12 protein-coding genes are annotated in these 19,302 nt (G+C 52.2%); 6 read left to right on the top strand and 6 right to left on the bottom strand.

Annotation, left to right across the window (positions count from 1 at the left end):
• Positions 1 to 208: 208 nt before the first annotated feature.
• Together F7231_RS05390 and F7231_RS05385 are read right to left on the bottom strand one after the other, a co-directional pair.
• Positions 209 to 2,380 carry a carbohydrate binding family 9 domain-containing protein gene (locus F7231_RS05390; protein ID WP_310589281.1) on the bottom strand — a complete coding sequence of 724 codons (2,172 nt, stop codon included), beginning with the start codon at positions 2,378 to 2,380 and terminating at the stop codon, positions 209 to 211.
• An 80-nt stretch (positions 2,381 to 2,460) separates the two neighbouring features.
• Positions 2,461 to 3,945: a circularly permuted type 2 ATP-grasp protein gene (locus F7231_RS05385; protein WP_085412507.1), complete on the bottom strand. Its 1,485-nt coding sequence runs from the start codon at positions 3,943 to 3,945 to the stop codon at positions 2,461 to 2,463.
• A 313-nt stretch (positions 3,946 to 4,258) separates the two neighbouring features.
• Between F7231_RS05385 and F7231_RS05380 the strand changes: the two genes are divergently transcribed.
• Genes F7231_RS05380 through F7231_RS05370 form a run of 3 tightly spaced genes read left to right on the top strand, consistent with a single transcriptional unit; the run spans position 4,259 to position 6,708 of the window.
• Positions 4,259 to 4,669, top strand: a complete 411-nt coding sequence (locus F7231_RS05380; RefSeq protein ID WP_085412508.1) for a response regulator — start codon at positions 4,259 to 4,261, stop codon at positions 4,667 to 4,669.
• 36 nt (positions 4,670 to 4,705) lie between these two features.
• On the top strand, positions 4,706 to 5,512 hold the full coding sequence (locus tag F7231_RS05375; protein ID WP_166691203.1) for an alpha/beta fold hydrolase: 807 nt from the start codon (positions 4,706 to 4,708) through the stop codon (positions 5,510 to 5,512).
• A gap of 56 nt (positions 5,513 to 5,568) precedes the next feature.
• On the top strand, positions 5,569 to 6,708 hold the full coding sequence (locus F7231_RS05370; protein WP_229369661.1) for a sensor histidine kinase: 1,140 nt from the start codon (positions 5,569 to 5,571) through the stop codon (positions 6,706 to 6,708).
• An 89-nt stretch (positions 6,709 to 6,797) separates the two neighbouring features.
• Here the strand turns inward: F7231_RS05370 and F7231_RS05365 are convergent, their stop codons facing one another.
• Positions 6,798 to 9,695 (bottom strand): TonB-dependent receptor, encoded by a 2,898-nt coding sequence (locus tag F7231_RS05365; protein WP_157510601.1) that lies wholly within the window; start codon positions 9,693 to 9,695, stop codon positions 6,798 to 6,800.
• 196 nt (positions 9,696 to 9,891) lie between these two features.
• Complete coding sequence (locus tag F7231_RS05360) at positions 9,892 to 10,644, bottom strand: SOS response-associated peptidase (protein WP_166691201.1); 753 nt, start codon at positions 10,642 to 10,644, stop codon at positions 9,892 to 9,894.
• A 198-nt stretch (positions 10,645 to 10,842) separates the two neighbouring features.
• Between F7231_RS05360 and hslU the strand changes: the two genes are divergently transcribed.
• Positions 10,843 to 12,255: an ATP-dependent protease ATPase subunit HslU gene (gene hslU, locus F7231_RS05355; RefSeq protein ID WP_085412512.1), complete on the top strand. Its 1,413-nt coding sequence runs from the start codon at positions 10,843 to 10,845 to the stop codon at positions 12,253 to 12,255.
• 29 nt (positions 12,256 to 12,284) lie between these two features.
• Here hslU and F7231_RS05350 read toward each other — a convergent pair whose 3' ends face one another.
• Together F7231_RS05350 and F7231_RS27695 are read right to left on the bottom strand one after the other, a co-directional pair.
• Complete coding sequence (locus F7231_RS05350; RefSeq protein ID WP_085412513.1) at positions 12,285 to 12,980, bottom strand: LytR/AlgR family response regulator transcription factor; 696 nt, start codon at positions 12,978 to 12,980, stop codon at positions 12,285 to 12,287.
• A gap of 78 nt (positions 12,981 to 13,058) precedes the next feature.
• The gene (locus F7231_RS27695; RefSeq protein ID WP_166691200.1) at positions 13,059 to 14,069 is read right to left on the bottom strand and encodes a sensor histidine kinase; all 1,011 of its coding nucleotides are present in this window, start codon (positions 14,067 to 14,069) and stop codon (positions 13,059 to 13,061) included.
• Between the two features lie 911 nt (positions 14,070 to 14,980).
• Here F7231_RS27695 and F7231_RS05340 point away from each other — a divergent pair.
• Together F7231_RS05340 and F7231_RS05335 are read left to right on the top strand one after the other, a co-directional pair.
• The gene (locus tag F7231_RS05340) at positions 14,981 to 18,157 is read left to right on the top strand and encodes a beta strand repeat-containing protein (protein WP_166691199.1); all 3,177 of its coding nucleotides are present in this window, start codon (positions 14,981 to 14,983) and stop codon (positions 18,155 to 18,157) included.
• A 161-nt stretch (positions 18,158 to 18,318) separates the two neighbouring features.
• The coding region (locus F7231_RS05335) for a putative Ig domain-containing protein (RefSeq protein WP_166691198.1) at positions 18,319 to 19,302 on the top strand (984 nt) is incomplete at its 3' end.

Genomic DNA, 19,302 nt, shown 5'->3' with positions numbered 1-19,302 from the left:
ATGATGAAACGCTGTACATGATCATATACAGTTAATACAGTCAGACTAGAGCAAATGAAATTGAGTAGTTACTGCACGAAGCCGCTGGATGGCCTATATGGCTGGCATGTGTTTACTGGGCCGTTGTTAAGCCGAAGAAACCTGCTTACGCTAAGCCAAGCCCCGCATAAGCAAGTCGCAGTACAGAAACCAAGCTGAGATAGCCCTTCTATACGTTCCACCAGTAGGTGAATTTCATCACCAAGGCACGGGTTTTTACGGCGAAATTATCGGGCAGGTAGTTGTCGGTGTAAACAATAAAGAGGTCAGAGGCTGGTTTATAGCGCCATTGCACCCGCGTATTCAGGTTTACGTTTTTGGCCTGTTCGTTATACTGCATGAAAGCCGTCAGAAACAGCGTATTGGTCATGGTGATATCCAGGCGCGGGCCAACGAGCCAGAACTGGGTAAGCCCCGATAGGGCGGGCAGATCGATTCGGTTGTAGCTGGTACTCAACGCTAAGCTGGCAAAGGGCTGAACCCGGTAGCCCAGATCGGCAGTCAGGTTCAGGCGGGTGCCGTTGTCGTAGAAGCCGCCGTAACGCGAGGTGAACCCATAGGTAAACAGGGCTTGGGGGCGCGAAATAAACTCGGTGCCCCAGGCTTGCCAGTAGTGCAACGTACCCGCCGCCAGCTTTGCTTTTCCCGAGTTGGTGGGATCAAGGTCGGACAGGAGTCGGACAAAATTGGAGGCGACCCAGCCATTGAACGTACTGCGGTTGCGAAAGGCAATGCCGTAACTCAGGTAGTGCTCGTTGTCGAGTTGCCGCGACAGGCTTGTGTTCATGAATGTAGTGCTGCCCACCGATGGGCCGTGGCTGAGAATAGACGTACCCGTCGGGAAAAATAGATAGCCGGCCTGCAGGTTCAGTTTCTGGTAGCCGCGCCGGGGAACGTACCCAACTTCGGGGTTGTAGTTTTCGCCCACGTATTCGTGTTGTCCGCTCACCAGCCAGCGGCGGTTGTTGAATTGCAGGTTTCCTGCTACCACATTGTTGTTGGTCGCACCTCCCGGCGAAAACGATTGCAGATACATCACTTTTCCTGTCCATAAATTATTGGCCGACAGTAAGTTGTACTCTGCGCCGATGTTGCGGTTGTACTGCGAATAGGCGGGTTTGCCTTCCGCAGGTACGTAGTCGAGCGACTCTTTGTTGACAAACAGCAGCCCGATGTTCGAGCGGGCACCTACCCGCCGTTGCAACGCTCCTACGGTAAAGTTCTGACGGGGCAGGCCAGTTTCCGGTACGTCGCCGGTTTGCATCTGCATCAACCCGATACGCCAATCTTTATTCAGCTTTCCGCTCACCCGAGCCCCGTAGCGAATGGGAACGCCCAGCCCGATGCGGCGGCTGAAAAACGGCCGGATAGTCGCGTAGCCAAAGTTGGCAAAAAGGTCACCGTTTTCAAGAAAGAACTGGCGCCGCTCGGGAAAAAACAGCTCGAACCGGTCGAGGTTGGTCACCTGCCGGTCAACCTCGACCTGCGAAAAATCGGGGTTGATCGTCAGGTCCATGTTGATTGATGAACTCAGGGCTATTTTGGCATCACCCCCAAAGGCGGCCTGGCTGGCAGTGGCTTCCGTATTCGAGAAGTCGCGGTTGGTGCTGACCAGTGCGTACGGAATCAGCGACACGTTTGGCCCGGCCGCTGGCGGTGGCTGATCCCAGACCAGCATTCCTGTGTAGGCCAGCGATGCCGTAGGAAACTGGCGCGGAATAGGGGTCCACGACGATTTCTCGGTGCTGGTCAGGTCTTGCCGGCTGAAGTTAAGCCCCCATTGGCCGATGCCTTTTTTGTAGCGGATCGTTTTGAACGGGATAGCGGCTTCAAATACGTATCGATCACCGTAATTCTTGACCGCCGATGTCCATTTGTTATCCCAACTCAGGTTAATCTTGTTGCCGTCATACATCAGGCCGTCCCACTGGGCTCCGGCGGCGTTGGCCCCAAACGCAAACCCGTTGGTCTGGTCGTCGAAGGTGTCGAGGATGAGGAAGAAGTTATCGTTTTTGCCAAAGTTCCAGTCGCGGCGCAGCGACTCAACCACGTAATGCTGGCCTTTCGGATAGTAGCAGATGGCAACGATGTAGATGTTCTGATCATCGTAAGTCATCCGCACGTCGGTGGGTACGTTGGCGCGGCTGGTGTCCATGGGTAACACCATCCGGAAATCGGACGCCAACTGGGTTTGCTGCCAGGCGTCGTCGTCGGCCACGCCATCCACCCGAATCGGGGCGGTGGTCCGGCGCATGTTATATTGAAACGATTCGTTGATTTTCTGAGATAACCCCGGCAAAGCAACCAGGCAGAGAGACACTAAAAGCAGTAGACGATTCACAAGCGGGGTACTCAGTTGATATATATCAACAAAAGTACGCCCATGAATCGGTCTACCGCTCTAAACTTGTTGCTGCTACGTCAATATAATACCCAGGTATCTTTGCCGCCCCCGCCCTGCGACGAGTTCACCACCAGCGACCCCTTTCGTAAGGCTACGCGGGTGAGTCCGCCGGGAATGACGTTGATCTGATCGCCGTAAAGAATGTAGGGTCGCAGGTCAACATGCCGCCCTTCGGCTTTACCATCGATCAGGCACGGCACGCGCGAGAGCGAGATGGTGGGCTGGGCGATGTAGTTCCGGGGGTTCTCCTGAATCTTTTTGCGGAACAGGTCGTGGTCTTTCTTTGTGGCTTTAGGGCCAATCAACATCCCGTAACCGCCCGCTTCGTTGGCTTCTTTCACTACCAGATCGGCAATGTTGTCGAGCACATACTGGCGGTCTTCGTCTTCGCCGCAGATATAGGTCTTTACGTTCTGAATCAGTGGTTTCTCGCCCAGGTAATATTCAATGATGCGGGGCACGTAGGCGTACACCACTTTGTCATCGGCTACACCGGTACCCGGCGCATTTGCCAGGGCGACGCGTCCTTTCTTGAAGACATCAAAGATGCCCGGCACCCCAATCAACGAGTCGGGATTGAACGTCTTGGGGTCGAGGAAAGTATCATCGATGCGGCGGTAAATCACGTCGACGATCTGGAAGCCTTTCGTCGTACGCATCTTTACGTATCCACCCGACACTACCAGGTCACGTGCATCGACTAATTCAACACCCATTTGCTGGGCGAGGTACGAATGCTCGAAATAAGCCGAATTATAAACGCCCGGCGTTAGTACCACCACCGTTGGGTTGGGCCGGTCGGCAATGTGTTGCAGCATCTGGAGCAGGCGCGTGGGGTAATCCGATACGGGCCGAACGCCGGTGTTGGCCAATACTTCGGGGAAGGTCTGCTTGGTCAGCTCCCGGTTTTCGAGCATATACGACACCCCCGACGGGCAGCGCAGGTTATCTTCCAGCACCATAAATTCACCATCGTCGCCCCGGATCAGGTCGGTGCCGGTGATGTGACACCAGATGTCTTTCGGCGGACGAACGCCCAGACAAGGTTGTAGAAAGCACTTGCTCGACTCAATCAATTCACGGGGTACTACGCCATCATTCAGTACGCGCTGGTCATTGTAGATGTCGTGAATAAACATGTTCAGCGCCTTGATTCGCTGAATCAACCCCTTTTCCATCTGATCCCACTCGGCGGCTTCAATAATGCGCGGAATGATGTCGATGGGCATAATACGCTCGGTGCCTTCACCTTCCGAATACACGTTGAAGGTGATGCCCATGCTCATCAGCGCCTTGTCGGCAGCCTGCTGGCGGCTGGTCATATCCTGGCTGGTCAGTTGCTCTACACGTTTCCGGAAGGGAACGTACCCGTGGCGGACTTTCCCATTAGCACCAAACATCTCGTCGAAAAAATTTTCGGTCTGGTACTCGTTAAAGGAGAAGCTGGCCGAAGCAGCACTCTGCGTCTGCTTCATGCCGTTGAGCGACTGACGTTGTTTCATTGGAGTGGGGTATATTCTATGATCTGGCAAACAAGATACTAACCAACGCCATCAAATCAGCCGTAAAAGGGCCTTACAGAGCGAAAAGAGCAAATTATCTCTGTTTACACCGGTTTCGACCCGCTGTGCTTATTGCCCGTTCAACTGGTGTTTAGCGGTTTTGAGCGTGTAGCAATGTGGTTGTTTTGTTGATAAATACGTACTTATGTTCTTATATATATGAGTAGAAAACCACTAACATTTAGTAGATAACGCGCATCGACATTGCGTCAAATCCATATATTTGTTTGTGCTCACCATTCTTTTATAGCCTATGAATGCGCCAGCGGCCAGTATTTGGCTAGTAGATGATGATGAGGACGACCTTGTGCTGATGCAGGCGGCTTTTGGCCAGGTAGTACCGGACGTACTAATCGAACGATTACAGGATGGTGAAGACCTGCTTATCCGGCTGGAGGCCACAGCGACGATGCCCAATCTGGTTCTACTCGACCTGAATATGGCCCGTACCGGCGGCTTCGATGCGCTAAGTAGCCTGCGCGCCTCCCAGCGGTTTGATCAACTACCCATTGTCGTACTGACGACATCCACCAATCCGTTGGACAGGAAAAAATCGTCGTCATTGGGGGCCAGTGACTACCACACTAAGCCTGACAGCTACGCCGAACTCACCATACTGGCACTGAAACTGGTGCAGCAATGGCTTCCACAATCAACTCCCTGACCTTACCTTATCGCGTACCATAAACTGCTCCCGGTCATGAAGGCATCTATTCCACACCGCTACAACGTAACCGTTCAAGGTGAAGAGAAACAGCCAATGCTGTTTGCACACGGCTTTGGCTGCGACCAGACCATGTGGCGATATGTGGCACCAGCGTTCAACGATGACTATCAAGTAATCAAGTTTGATTACATCGGTCATGGGCGAGCCGCCCTAGACGCTTATAATCAGGAGCGCTACGCCAGCTTGCACGGTTACGCACAGGATATTCTGGATATATGCCATGACCTCGACCTGCATGACGTTATTTTGGTGGGGCATTCTGTCAGCAGCATGATTGGGCTATTGGCGTGCATCAAAGAGCCACAGCGGTTCAACAGGCTGGTCATGGTGGGGCCCTCAGCCCGCTACATGAACGATGAGGGGTACTATGGTGGGTTCGAGCGCGACGATATTGAGGGACTGCTCGATATGATGGATAACAACTTTTTCGGTTGGGCCACGTCGCTTGGGCCATCTATCATGGCGAATGCCGACGAGCCCCAACTCAGCACTGAACTGGTGACTACCTTTTGCTCAACCGATCTGGAAGTGGCGCTTCAATTTGCCCGGGTTACTTTTTACAGTGACAACCGCCAGGAACTGCCTAAAATGCCAACGCCATCGTTGGTAATTCAATCGCTCGACGATATTATTGCGCCTGTTGAAGTAGGCGAGTACATTGCAAAACACACGCCCAACAGCACGCTGCGTGTGATTACTGCCACCGGCCATTGCCCGCATCTGAGTGCACCAGATGAAACCATTGAGGCTATTCGGCACTTCCTTTTAACCGAAAACTAACCGCTTTCGCCCGAAAAACCATGCAGGATACGATGGCTCTGTTGCCTTGTGGAATTATGGTTTTGAACCTGGAAAGCTTCATCCTGTCGTTGAATCCGTATGCCTGTGCTTTACTGGGTTATCAGGAAGATGAACTCGTGGGAAAGCGCGTTGACGTCATTCTGACATTACCCAGTCGCATCTATTTTCAGACGCACCTATACCCGCTCATCGCCCTCAAAACCATCGCCAACGAACTGTACCTGACTCTGCAAACGAGAAGTAAGGCACCAATTCCGGTGTTGATCAATGCCGTGCGGCAGGAACATAATGGAGAGACATTGACCTTCTTTTCGTTTATGTCGGTCAATCAGCGGCACCAATATGAACAGGATTTGCTGAGTGCTAAGCGAACAGCCGAAAATGAATTGTTGCGTAATGAGCGACTACTGGCTATTCAGAAAAAACTGGAAGAACATCAGGCCGAGTTGGATCGCAAGGTGAGTCAGTTAAAACAACGGAACGATGAGCTGGAGCAGTTTGGTAAAATTATTAGCCACGATTTGCAGGAGCCACTCCGAAAAATTCTGGTCTTTGCCGATCTCCTACAACAGAAGTCAACCGAAGATCGGCTGGATATGGCCAAAATGGCGTTATCCGGCATTGGCAAAACAAGCACCCGATTACGGCAACTCATCCGGGACCTGCAACTTTATTTCAGCCAGTCGACCCATCTGCCACAAACAGTCCCTGTCTGTCTTAATGAAATTGTACAGCAGGTTATTCAGGAATATGAGTCAGCCAGCGTTCGGTTCGAGGTGACTACGCTGCCCGATGTAATTGGCGTGGAAGCTGAACTGGTCAGCCTGTTCAAGCACCTGATCGACAATGCTGTCAAGTTCCGGCGGGGAGGTGCCGGGGCTGTCGTGCATATCAGCGGTACGGTTGCAGGCCATAATAGTTTTCGTATTACACCCGATAAATACAACTATGTCGATTACGCCCATATTGTAGTGAGTGACAATGGGATTGGGTTCAATCCCCGGCAACGGAAAGAAGTTTTTTTAGTCATGAAAAAGCTAAACCCCAATACACCGGGTATTGGCCTGGGGCTGGCGCTGGCTAAGAAGATTGTGGAACGCCACAACGGCCAGATCACCGCCGAATCGGCCGAGGGAACTGGCACTACCATAACGGTACTATTGCCAGTCCGGTAACAAACGGAGTACCATAGCACACAAAAGCCGAGGGGCTCTGCTTTTAGCTAAAAGCAGAGCCCCTCGGCTTATACACAAAAGCGGATTAACTACCGTGGTCGGCGGCCTCCGCCTGCTGGCGTGCTGGTAGCAGGGGTTGCGGCTGGCTGCTGACCACCACCGCCGTTGTCGCCACCACCGTCTTTCACGTCGTCGTTGTTTACCGAGCGCTTCCGGCGGGAGCCACCATCGAAGCTCAGTTTACCAAAGCGATAGCTGAAGTTCATGCGGACACCGGCGTTGAACAAATTCTGAATGCTGGTCTGCGAGAAAACGGCCGATCTAGATTCTGACCGTTGCGTAAAGGGGTGGTTAAACACGTTCTCGCCGGATACGCCGAAGCTGCCGCGCTTCTCATTGAATTCCTTCCGAAGGCCGAAGCTGTAAAACATAAATCCGCCCTGATAACCTTGGAGAAGAATCTGCCGTCCGCGAGCAAACATATTTGCCTGGATTCCCCAGTTGTTCTTCAACTGCAGGCTGGCGTTTAACCGGCCCGATACCACAAAGCCAGAGTTGCTGGCTTGCAGTGCTGCGTTTGAACTGTTATTAGCAATCGTAGAGTAGTAGATGTCGCCACCGCCACCAAGTTGCAGTTTCGAGAACAGCGTAACATTACCAAACAGGTTCATGCCGTATGAGTTCTGCTGACCAATGTTCTGGTAAGTCGTTTGCAGTACCCGCTGTAGTACCGGGTTGGTTGGATCACCAAACGGCTGCAAAATCGTATCACGTACGCTTTCGATAGAGTTATTGGTAAAACGCGCAAAGAGTGAAGTATTCAGGTAGACCGTTTTGATGGTCGTGCTGGTGCTAAACTCGAAATTGTCGGTCAGTTCAGGGCTTAACAGTGGGTTACCAACCGTAATGTTCTGGGGGTTAGCGGCGTTTACGTTAGGGTTCAGGAATTGAATACCCGGACGCTGCAACCGGCGGTTATACGCCAGCTTTACCGTTTTGCCGTCTTTCAGGCTCTTTGATATGTTGATGCTGGGTACCAGGTTACCATAATTGGGAATGTTAGCAACCTGTGAGGTCAGGGCATCGCCCGTAGCAGAACGGAAGCTGGCATCGATAAACGTGTATTCATAACGCGCTCCTGCTTTCACCGTTAGTTTGCTTCTGGTGTTGTAGGTATACGACAGGTAACCAGCCGTAACGTTTTGGTTATAGTCAAGGCCGTTCGGCGAACGACTTGGGTTGTTGGTAAAGCCACCGCCGTCGCCCGAGGCGATCAGGTAGGCGTAATCGCTGGTTACCTGACGAAGAATGCCTTTACCACCTACTTCCAATAATTGATTATTGCTGATAGGGGTCTGGTAATCGATCTGGAACGTCGACTCCTGGTTGCGGCTGTTGTTGTCGTTACGCTCCCGGCTGAGAATACTCAGGTTCGAAGGGCTGTCGAAAATGCTGGCGGTGAAGTTGTTTGTCCGGTTGTTCTGGCTGAACAGGGTCAGGATGCTCAATTCCTGCTGGGGCTTAAAGGTCTTTGTGAAATCAAGATTCACGTCGACCGTACCCGATAGGTCTTTCACGTCCACGTCCCGAACTCCTACCCGCGTGCCAGACGTCAGGTACGTTGTCGTAGTCAGTTTGTCCTGAAAATTCATCTGGTTACGTGCACCGTAACGAACACTGGCAGTTAGGGCCGTGCTTTTGTTGATGTCGTAATCCCAGCCAAGCTGATATTGGCCAAATGCACCCTGATTGCGGGTGTTGGCTGCCTGTGTGGTCAGGGTTGTACCGGTGGTCTGGCGGTTTTCGAAGCTGCCTTTCACGTTGTAGCTGGCCCGGCCAAAACCGCTGAGCGAAAAGCCCATATTGCCCGTACGCAGGTTCCCCTGTAAGCCGAGGTTAGCGCCCCGGTTACCAATGCCCGTGTCTACATTCAGGGTAGCTCCTCTGAGGGTGTTTTTCTTGGTAACGATGTTGATGATACCGGCTGATCCTTCAGCGTCGTACTTAGCCGACGGGCTGGTAATCACTTCAACGGTCTTGATCATGTCGGCCGGAATTTGCTTCAGGGCGTCGGCTACGCTACTCGCTACAATAGTGCTGGGCTTGTTGTTGATCAACACTCGCACGTTGCTGCTGCCGCGCAGGCTTACATTACCGTCAAGGTCAACCGAGAGCAGGGGTACTTTCCGCATCACGTCGGTAGCATCGCCGCCTTTAGACGTCAAGTCCCTTTCGGCATTGTATACGAGTCGGTCTACTTTTTCTTCAATCATCGCGGCCTGTCCCGTTACCACTACTTCTTTGAGGTTACGTACTTCCGGCGCCAGGCTAATCGAGCCCAGATTCACGTCCGATCCGCGGGCCTCAACTGTTACGCGGGGTATGATCTGGTTGCGGTAGCCCACAAACGAGACCAGTAGCCGGAACGTACCTGATACTACCCGGTTCATAGTAAAGCGGCCCTGCACGTCGCAGACAGCCCCGTCGACCGGGCGGTTAGTTTCAGTGTTTATCAGCGCAACCGATGCAAATTCAACGGGTTGTTTGGTGAGTGAGTCGATGACAATACCCGATACCTTGCCCGTACCGCGTGGTGCATCTTCGGGGCCAGCTACGCCCTGTGCCGCAGGAGCGGTGCGTGGCTGACCGGCACCTGCGCCAAAACCTGGCCGCGTTGGGGCGGTCTGGGGTACACTACCAGTTGGCGCAGTAGTCGTGCTGGTTGGTACAGCCGACGTGGCTTGTTTGCGCAGGCTGTCTACTTTAGTGGTGTCAACGCCTGGTAAGCCAGAAATGGGCGTGCCTGCCGATGGCAGGCCAATGACCGTAGGGTCTGAGGCAGCAGGCGCAACGGTACCGCTGGCTGGTGTCGTAGACGCTGGTTGTTGACCGCCGCCCGGTAGGGTGGGGGTTTGTGCGAGGGCGGTTTGAAGATGAAGTGTGGTTAAACAGACGCCGAGCAGTGCAGGGAGTATTCGATTTTTCATGAAAGTTGGTTGTATTGTCGACAACAGACAATAGACTGTTAGTCACATAACTAGATAGATGTGAAAACGGCTCATCCGTTGCGCGGAAATGAACTAAACTGCAAAGGTAAACCGGGTTTGTGCCGACGAACAATTTAATCGACACATTGCCGGAACGCGTGACAGCCTGAAAATGGGACAGGAAAACCGGTTGTGGCTAGGCTGTCAACTCCTTTTTACCCGCCAATTCGGAGTAGCTAAATGGGGTTAGTACCTCAGGTACGTTCGTATCTTCAGTTCGTGAGGTGATACGTTTCGTGATTGAGTAACTGTGCATGTGTTCGGCTGGGTACGTTGTTGCCAGCAATTCCAGAGCATCACGCTCGGTCAGATCGTCGTCCAGCCAGGCACGCTCGGCGTCGGGGGTAAGCACACAGGGCATACGCTTCTTCTCGTTGTGAACGGCCGCCAGCAGTGGGTTGGCGTCGGTGGTGAGCAGTGAGAACGTGGTGTATACTTCGCCGGTCTCAGGATCGGGCCATTCGTCCCACAGGCCCGCAATGCTGGTAATGGGCTGATCGGTAGAGAGATAAAACGGGTACTTCTGCTTTTTTGGGTTGCTGGCGTCGGTATGCCACTCAAAGAAACCCGTGACAGGAATGATGCATCGTTGCGCCCGTTTGGCTGCCTGCCGGTACGACGGCTTTTCGTAGATCGTTTCTGAGCGGGCATTGATTGTCTGCACCCGCAGCCTGTCGGCATCCGCTTTTGACTTCACCCAGTGCGGAATCAATCCCCAGCGGATGGCCCGAAACTGGTCAGGCTGCTGGTGGGTGATGATCGGGTAGGCCGGAAACGAATACGCGTTGATGTGGAAGGCCGGCGCCAGCGTAATGGCGGCGGGCATACTGGCCTTAAACCTGGCTTCGAGCGCAGGTACGTCGGCCGCCAGAGACGTGTGAAAGCACATAGCTAATTATCAATTATCAGTGAACAATGATCAATTATCAGCGTTGCTCAGGTACGTTCGCTGACGGACGTAGTGACAACTGATAATTGATAACTGTTTATTGATAACTGAATGTTTTACCGGTTCAGTTGTTAGTTCATCAAGAGCCATAACCGGAGAGACGCTTTCTCTCCGTTAATTCCCGCCCCTTTATTACTCATGTCTGAACTCATTCGTGATCTAACACCACGGCAAATAGTTGCCGAGTTAAACCAGTACATTATCGGCCAGCATGAGGCCAAGCGTAACGTGGCCATCGCCCTGCGCAACCGCTGGCGGCGGATGAACGCCCCGGCCGACATGCAGCGTGAAATTACGCCCAACAATATTCTGATGATCGGCGCGACGGGCGTGGGTAAAACCGAAATTGCCCGTCGGCTGGCCAAACTGGCCGAGGCCCCGTTTGTGAAGGTCGAAGCCTCGAAGTTTACGGAGGTCGGGTACGTTGGCCGCGACGTTGAGAGTATGGTCCGCGACCTGGTTGAACAAGCCGTGAACATGGTGCGGGCGGCCAAGAAAGAGGCCGTCAAGATCCGGGCGCAGCAGATTGTTGAAGACCTGATTCTCGATATTCTGATTCCGCCGGTGAAAGGGGTGACCGGGGGGAACCTGGTCGGCTTCAACAACGAGAAAAGCGATCAGAACAACGATGGTCTGCCCGACTCTGATGCCGAACTCAACGAACGTACCCGCGAACGGTTCCGTCAGAAAATTCAGTCAGGTGAACTCGACGACCGCAAGATCGACATCGACGTACAGCAGAATGCCACGCCGAATATTGGGGTTATGGGCGGCTCAATTGATGAGATGTCGATGATGAATATTCAGGAGATGATTGGCGGAATGATGCCTAAAAAGGGCAAAAAACGCAAAGTGACCATCGCCGAGGCCCGCAAGATCATGCTCGACGAAGAGGCTGCCAAACTCATCGACATGGATGAGGTGAAGGAAGAGGCTATCCAGAAAGCGCAGAACACCGGTATCATCTTCATCGACGAAATCGACAAAATTGCCGCCAATCGGTCGGGTGGTTCGGGTGGTCCCGACGTAAGCCGCGAAGGAGTTCAGCGCGACCTGCTGCCGATCGTTGAAGGTTCATCGGTGAATACCAAATATGGTATCGTGCAAACCGACCACATCCTGTTTGTGGCGGCGGGTGCGTTCCACGTGTCGAAGCCTTCCGATCTGATCCCCGAATTACAGGGCCGGTTCCCTATCCGGGTCGAGCTGCAGAGCCTCTCGGAAGATGATTTCTATCAGATTCTGCGCGAACCCAAAAACGCCCTGACCAAGCAGTATGAGGCGATGCTAGCGGCCGAAGGGGTAATCCTGAACTTCACCGACGAGTCGATGCGGGAGATGGCTAAAATTGCTTTCGAGGTCAATGCGGAGGTAGAAAACATTGGTGCCCGTCGTTTGCAAACGGTGCTGAGCCAGTTGCTCAACGAGTTTATGTTTGACATCCCCGATAGCATTCCGGCCGGCTCTACCGTTGAAGTGACCCGTGAACTGGTGCAGGAACGCCTGTCGGGATTAGTGAAGAACCGCGATCTGAGCCAGTATATTCTGTAGCTATGCCCGTATCGGGGGCAACGGCCCGTTTACCCTACCAGATTATAAAGGTTGGGCAGTTGCTCCCGGTACGACGTACCCAGCGGAATTTTAGCTTCACCAATAAAGAAGTTGTTCTGGTTATAGCTGGTGATGTGGCTCAGGTTAACGATATACGATTTGTGTACGCGTCGAAAGAGGTGTTTGGGCAACCGGTTTCCAAGAGTCATGATAGGTTCGTTGACCACGTCGCACCGGCCCTGGAAATGAATTTTGGAATAGATACCATAGGCTTCGATGTAGTCAACTTGGGTGAAGTCGAATTTTTGCAGTCGTCGGCCTATCTTCAGGAAGATAGCCTCGTTGGTTACCACATTCTCTTTGGTGGCCGAAATGCCGATTGCCCGGTCGATACTCCGGATTAACCGCAATTTGCCAAATGGCTTCTGCAGGTAGTCGGCTACATTGAGATCAAAGCAGGGAATGGCATATTTGTCATGGGCACTCATCACGATAACTGGTGGAAGATCGTCGATCGCTGAGAGTAAATCAAGTCCGTTTTGGCTGTTCAATTCTACGTCCAGAAATATCAGATCGTAGCGCTCCCGCAGCAGGGTAGTGATAGCGTCAGATAGGGTCAGGCAGGGAGTGAGTTGACTGAAGAGGGAAAGCTCAGTCAAATATTCGATTAGAAGCCTCGACGCAGGCTCTGAATCTTCGATGATCAGGCATCGGAAAGCGTGCATGGTTGATTAGCGGGATAGGTGATGTATAATTGGATAAGTCGTAATTGGTAGGCGGGCTATGCTTAAAGTGGCAAACTACTAACTCAGCGGTAATTTAATCTGAAAGATTGTGCCGGTATCGGGTTGGCTGCTTACGGAAAGATGCCCCCCATTCCGACTGACCAACTCAGAACAAAGTTGAAGTCCCAGTCCCATGCCCCGCTCGCCATGGAGACCCGGTGATGGCACAGCCTGCGTAAACAGCGCAGCCAGCCGGTCTGGCGTAATGCCAATGCCAGTATCCTGAACGCAGATAGTCGCCCAGCTTGCCTGCGTACCGCCCCAGATCGTAACCTGACCACCGGCAGGTGTGTATTTCAGCGCATTGTCGATCAGGTTACAAAGCACCATTTTGTATTGATGTTCATCAACCAGCAGGTGCAACGAGCCGGATAGGGAATTCGTCAGGTTAATTTGCTTTTGTGAAGCCCTGTGACTGGATAGCTCCACCACATCGTCGGCTAATTCCCGGGCATTGACCAACTCGGGATGGGTCGAAATCTCGTTTAGCTGCGTCAACGACCACGCCAGTAGGTTCTCCAGGTTTTTATACAGCTTTTGTGTCGATTGGCTGAGTTGCTGAGCCAACATTGTAAATTCTGCCTGACTTAATGAATGGTGCTCCAATAACGTCAGAGAATCAATGATAGAGGCTATCGGGCTGCGCAAGTCATGGCTTAATAGTGAAAACAGCCTGAGTTTGGTTTGATTAGCCGCATTGATAGTGGCGGTTTCCTGAGCAATCGACCTGTCAATTTCAGCCCGCTGGGTGCTTAAAAGGTGCGCTATGCTGGCTGCCAGACGGGCTTTTTCGGCCTCACTTTCTCGGAGACGAATTTCCAACTGGTTTTGGTTGTATCGCTGTTGAGCAATAATACCAGTAAGGAGGACAGTTACCCCGATAGCCCAGAAAGCCGCCAGGCGACTGCCAGAAAGCCCCCAGTACCACACCACAGCTTGGCCGGTAGCTACTACAAGAACCAGACTCAGTGAAGCCAATAGCGCAGGCCGGTGTTGCCAGTGATCGGTAACGGTTACGTTCTTAAGCACGGCTGGTGGTTCGCTGCTGGTCTGGTTAGTTGACTAGGTAGGTCGGTTGACGAGTAGGGAAGGTTGCGACTATGCTGCAACGACGCTGAGCAGGTAAGTACTCAAGTTCCCAGCATTATTCTTGCCAAAATTAGTAAAATGTACCTTATAAGTTAATACTATTTTTCTATCGTGTATTCTTAATAGGTTAAAATAGAGTTTTGTGTAGTTATAGCTTCAGTTCATGTGATTTTGAGGCCAAGTTGGTGAAAGATTTATTCCGAAACCCTGTTTATGGTTTTTTGATCCACAAAAAAAGCGCTTACAACAAGTTATAGCTGCCATACATAGTACTATGCTGCCTGTAATGGCTGGGTTAATGCACACTGGAAAGTTTGTTGCTATACGGAAATTGTAACAGTGAGTTAAATGTCTGGAGTAGCACAAGCTGAACCAGGGTGATTCTATGATCGCTGCCGGTAAGTGGTACTACTCTTGGTTGCAGGTGAGTAACTGGTTAAAAAAGATAAGCCCGCAGTTGGCGCTGCGGGCTATCCGGAATTAAGCCAACACCCGAGGGTACTGACCGGTATCTTAGTGTCCTTTCGGACGGCTCTTTCCTCTCTTCTTCTCTCCCGTGGGTGCAATTGCTCCCCAACGTAGCACGAATCACACGTGCTGTAGGCCCGATGATGTCACTGGCAGTAGCCTGTGGCCGGGTATGTCGTCTGGTTCATCGTTGTGACTTACCAGTAACGAGGTGGTCACTGCTCGAATTGCCCAGTCGTCCTCTTTTATGTGCTTTCGCTTTGGTGGTGAACAACTACGAGTTGCTCTACTGGTCAGACTATGCCATGTCTGGCTGGCTTTGTCTGCATACCCGTTCACCTGACTATTGCTCCATTACCATACAATCACCAGCGTGTATCACTATGAATAGATTACTATCGTCTGTTTACAGCTCTATTTATTACCAGCTGTTAAGGCCTGTGCTGTACTATGTAAAAACATACTTTTTGGTGGGTATGCGGCCGATTGTATTAGTTTGGGCATTACTCTTTGGTCTGCTGAGTACCGCCCAAACGAATGCCCAAACGCTACCCTGCAATTACCGTACCTTAACGACCAATAACTACAGTGGGGCGTTCATTGTCAACAGCCGGACAGGCGGTACGGGTGGCTTCCTGGGTATTGGAGCCGGAAATGTAACCAACGAAGGCCGGGTTATCGACGCCGACCTGAACAACTTTGCCTCGATCAACACAACACTGACACTTGCCAGTGGAGGCGAGATTTCGGTAGATGCTGGTGGCACAGTTGTATTTGGTGCCGGTGCTACCGCTGGTTATGTAGTAGATGGCAGCAGTGGGTTGGGAGCTAACCTATTAGGATCGGTGACCATCGTTACGTACCTGAACGGAATAGAACAGGAACGTTCGAATTCATCGTCGCTGCTGGATTTGGTCCTGCTATCGGGATCGGGTCGGCGGACATTAGGCTTCGTAACTACCAAAAACTTCGACGAGGTACAAATCAGGGTTAGCTCGCTGATCAGTCTGTTGACCAGCTTGCCTGTTTATTACCCGTTCGTACAATATAAAACCCTGGGCGCTACCGCCACGGCAACGAGCGCCAGCGGATTAACAACCGCTGATGGGTCGGTGGCACTGGCCGTTACAGGCGGGCGCGCTCCCTTTACTTATCTCTGGAGCAACGGCGCTACCACTGCCAACCTGACTAATGTCTTACCCGGTACATATTCAGTTACCGTAACTGATGCCAATGGCTGTACCACCACCGCGTCGGCCACAGTGGGCATTAAAGTAGCCGCCTGTCCGGTTCCGGGGCAGAACGGATTTACAAAATTCTCGTTTGCAACAGCTCCAACTATCACGGGGCAAGGCGTTGGCCGTAAAGGCAGATACGTTAACGTGGCAAGCATTGGCGGTGTAGCGGTCGATGTGATAGGTGAAGTAATCACTTACTCGGGTACAGCCGATGCCACGTTCCCCCGTTTCGATAACTTTTCGAGTACGTCCGGCGCTTTTCTTGCCAGATACGCCATTTCCGGTGCTTCAACTGCCCCAGCCGGGCTAACTTCGACAGTACGCTGGTCCGTAGTGAAGACTGGCACAAACTTACCTGTACCTTTTCAAGGCGCATTCACAGTTGGTGATATTGATAACGATGTCACGTTGAATAGCACAACGCTCGAATCAATAATTGTTAACAAGAGTGATCTGTACTCGTACAAGCTAAGCAGCCCGACCAACACGTCTGTTATCTCTAGTTCGGCATCGCCGACGATCAAATTTCAGGGTACGCTTAATCAGGTAGGTATTGATGGGGTCGACCCTGCCTTCACCGTGGCACTTGCTTATGTGGGTGTTTCTTCATTCGAAGTGACTTATGCTAAGGTTGGTAGCAGTTCCGGTACCGCCAACTTTCCTTTCGATGGCGAGGGTGGTATCGTATTTATAGCGAGCACATGTACGCCAGTGCTTGATACCGACGGCGATGGCGTTGCCAATGCCATTGATACAGATGATGATAATGATGGCATATTAGACGATACAGAGGGAGGCGTATTTGTGGACTCTGATGGGGACGGTATTTCTAATGCCCTCGATTTAGACTCAGACGGTGATGGTATCCCCGATAATATTGAAGCACAGACAACCGCTGGTTACATTGCGCCGGGTACGGCTGTCGATGCAGCAGGCTTATTGACTTCTTACACAGCGACCAATGGGCTAATTCCAGTAAATACCGATGGCACCGATACAGCCGATTACCTGGACTTGGATAGTGACAATGACACCCGAACTGACACCGTTGAAGCAGGCATAACCCTGGCGAATGCCGATGACGATAAAGATGGTCTGGATAACTCACCGGACACTAATGATAACTTGTTTGGACCGGTCAATGCAGGTATCACCAATCCGTTAACTTTTTATCCGAATAACGGAACGGAGGTGCTGTGGCGAGTAAAGCGAGGTGCCTTCACCTACGGCAACTGCGCGTTGGCCACCTTCTCCGGGCAGTTTGTAGTGGGTATTCCGTCATCGGGCGTACTAACTATACCGATCACAACGAGCATCGACGGAGCCATTACCATCACGTCGGTGAGTGGTTCGGGTATTAGTTCGGTGCCAGCATCCGTAACAGCCATTCTGATTGCCGGTCAAACCACGCTGTCTATTCCGATTGCGTATGACGGATCTGGAGTCATTGGTACCCGTAACCTAACGGTGAGTTCAGTTGATGCTACCGGGACTTGCGCGCCTATAGTTGCGGTTATTGGTTTGGCCGATCTGACTACGTCAATTGGAATCCCCGTGCCAACCTTGATTGGCGCGCAAACCAGCAGCCTGCCCATCAGCGTAAGTAACATTGGCTCGGCGGCTACTACCGGCCCAATCACTACTACGCTGACGCTTCCGGCCAGTGTAACAGCTCCCGCTACATTCACCAGCAACGGGTTTGGGTGTACTACAACGGGCACCAGCGTTTCCTGCACCAGTTCGGCTATACTGGCTAATGGGAGCAGTACCACATTTGCCGTGCCTATCACGCCCCCGCTGGCTACAGTTGGTACGACTCTGAGCTTTACCAACACAGTGATGACCACGCAGGAAATCAGCGTGACCAACAATACAGGTACTAGCACGGCCCTTGTAACCGGCGCTCCTGATCTGGCCGTATCGATTGGTCAGCCGTCGCCTGCACTTGTCGTGGCCCAGACCAGTACAATTCCGGTGAGTGTGAGTAACGTTGGTACTATCCCAACCACTGGCCCGATCACCGTTACGCTCACAATTCCGGCTAGTGTAACGGCCCCCGCCACGTTCACCAACAATGGATTTGGCTGCTCAACAAGTGGAGGTACAATAACCTGCACCAGCGCAGGGCCTATTGCCAATGCGGCGAGCCTGACGTTCGGGATACCGGTAACACCGCTCAGTGCCGCCCTCGGAACAACCCCAACGTTTAGTGGCCTTGTGGCCACAACCGGAGACATCATCACGGCTAACAACTCGGCGACAATGACGGTGAACACGGCTGTAGCCTGTGCCGTCGGATCCGCCATTCCGACACTTAAATAGCTGTACGCTCGGTGTTTATAGCTATCTATCTATAAACACCGAGCGCCTAGTGATATCCTATTACACGCATCGGTAACAGGCGGCTATTGGTTGTCCCTGACCGAACTATCCATCGCAATCCCGGCCTTTGATTCGGTATTCAAAAACAGAACGAGCGTTACATGAACAGGTATACCAAAAACGGTACTGTAGCTTTCCTGATCAGACTACTTCTTGTAGCTCTGTTAGGAAATAGCTACGCGTATGCACAGTTAACGGCCAGTAACGTGTGCCCTGCTACAACGGTCGACTTGACCACCCATCAGGCAGACACACCGCCCCCCGGTGCGCAGATCACCTGGCATACGGGAACCCCGGCATCACTGGCAAACAAAGTACTTAATCCAACCACGGTGGTGGCAGGCGTATATTATGCGGCCTATTACGATATAGCGGGCAATTGTTATAGTGCAACATCAGAGCCACTGACGGTCAGCATTATACCGTGTGCACCAATCAACAATGTTTGTCCATCAAACACTGTCGATTTAACGGCCCTGTTATACAGTGCTCCCTCTACTGGCACACTGATCACCTGGCATACGGGAACCCCTGCCAGTCAGGCAAACCAGGTATCAAATCCGACGTCGGTTACCACGGGTACTTACTATGCGGCTTATTACGACGTGGCCGGCAATTGCTACGGCAACACAACGGCTCCTATAACAGTAGTGACCACTCCGTGCCCAACGCCACTGCCCGATAACGGCGTAGTTGCTGCTGGATTTAGCAGTACGGCTGTAGCTGACGTTACGGCAAATGACCTGATTGGGGGCCAACCGGTTGTACTGGGTAGTGGTGGTAACGCAACCATTGCCGTTGTGGGGAGCTACCCGGCTGGTATTACGCTGAATACCACGACAGGGGCCGTGACGGTTGCACCTACCACCGCTCCTGGTACGTACACAGCAGTCTACCAGCTTTGCAACGTAGCCACCTCTCCTTCCTGTGAAACGGCCCTTATAACGGTTACTGTAAACCCAAGTAGCATTGCCAACAACGATGCAGGCCTAGCCTCAGCAGGTACGGGCGGAACAGCCATTCCAGCTGTTACCACTAACGACTTGATCAACGGGTTGCCAGCTATATTAGGAAACACAGGTAAT

The sequence above is a fragment of the Fibrivirga algicola genome, assembly GCF_011742925.1.
Lineage (GTDB): Bacteria > Bacteroidota > Bacteroidia > Cytophagales > Spirosomataceae > Fibrella > Fibrella algicola.
Note: the sequence above shows the minus strand (reverse complement) of the source record. Positions and strands in the feature narration are given on the sequence as shown.

Excerpts from the sequence above, each read along its gene's own strand:
- F7231_RS05385 (WP_085412507.1), bottom strand. The coding sequence starts at position 3,945 with ATGAAACAACGTCAGTCGCTCAACGGCATGAAGCAGACGCAGAGTGCT.
- F7231_RS05375 (WP_166691203.1), top strand. The coding sequence starts at position 4,706 with ATGAAGGCATCTATTCCACACCGCTACAACGTAACCGTTCAAGGTGAA.
- hslU (WP_085412512.1), top strand. The coding sequence starts at position 10,843 with ATGTCTGAACTCATTCGTGATCTAACACCACGGCAAATAGTTGCCGAG.
- F7231_RS05360 (WP_166691201.1), bottom strand. The coding sequence starts at position 10,644 with ATGTGCTTTCACACGTCTCTGGCGGCCGACGTACCTGCGCTCGAAGCC.
- F7231_RS05340 (WP_166691199.1), top strand. The coding sequence starts at position 14,981 with ATGAATAGATTACTATCGTCTGTTTACAGCTCTATTTATTACCAGCTG.
- F7231_RS05350 (WP_085412513.1), bottom strand. The coding sequence starts at position 12,980 with ATGCACGCTTTCCGATGCCTGATCATCGAAGATTCAGAGCCTGCGTCG.
- F7231_RS05370 (WP_229369661.1), top strand. The coding sequence starts at position 5,569 with ATGGTTTTGAACCTGGAAAGCTTCATCCTGTCGTTGAATCCGTATGCC.
- F7231_RS05380 (WP_085412508.1), top strand. The coding sequence starts at position 4,259 with ATGAATGCGCCAGCGGCCAGTATTTGGCTAGTAGATGATGATGAGGAC.
- F7231_RS05365 (WP_157510601.1), bottom strand. The coding sequence starts at position 9,695 with ATGAAAAATCGAATACTCCCTGCACTGCTCGGCGTCTGTTTAACCACA.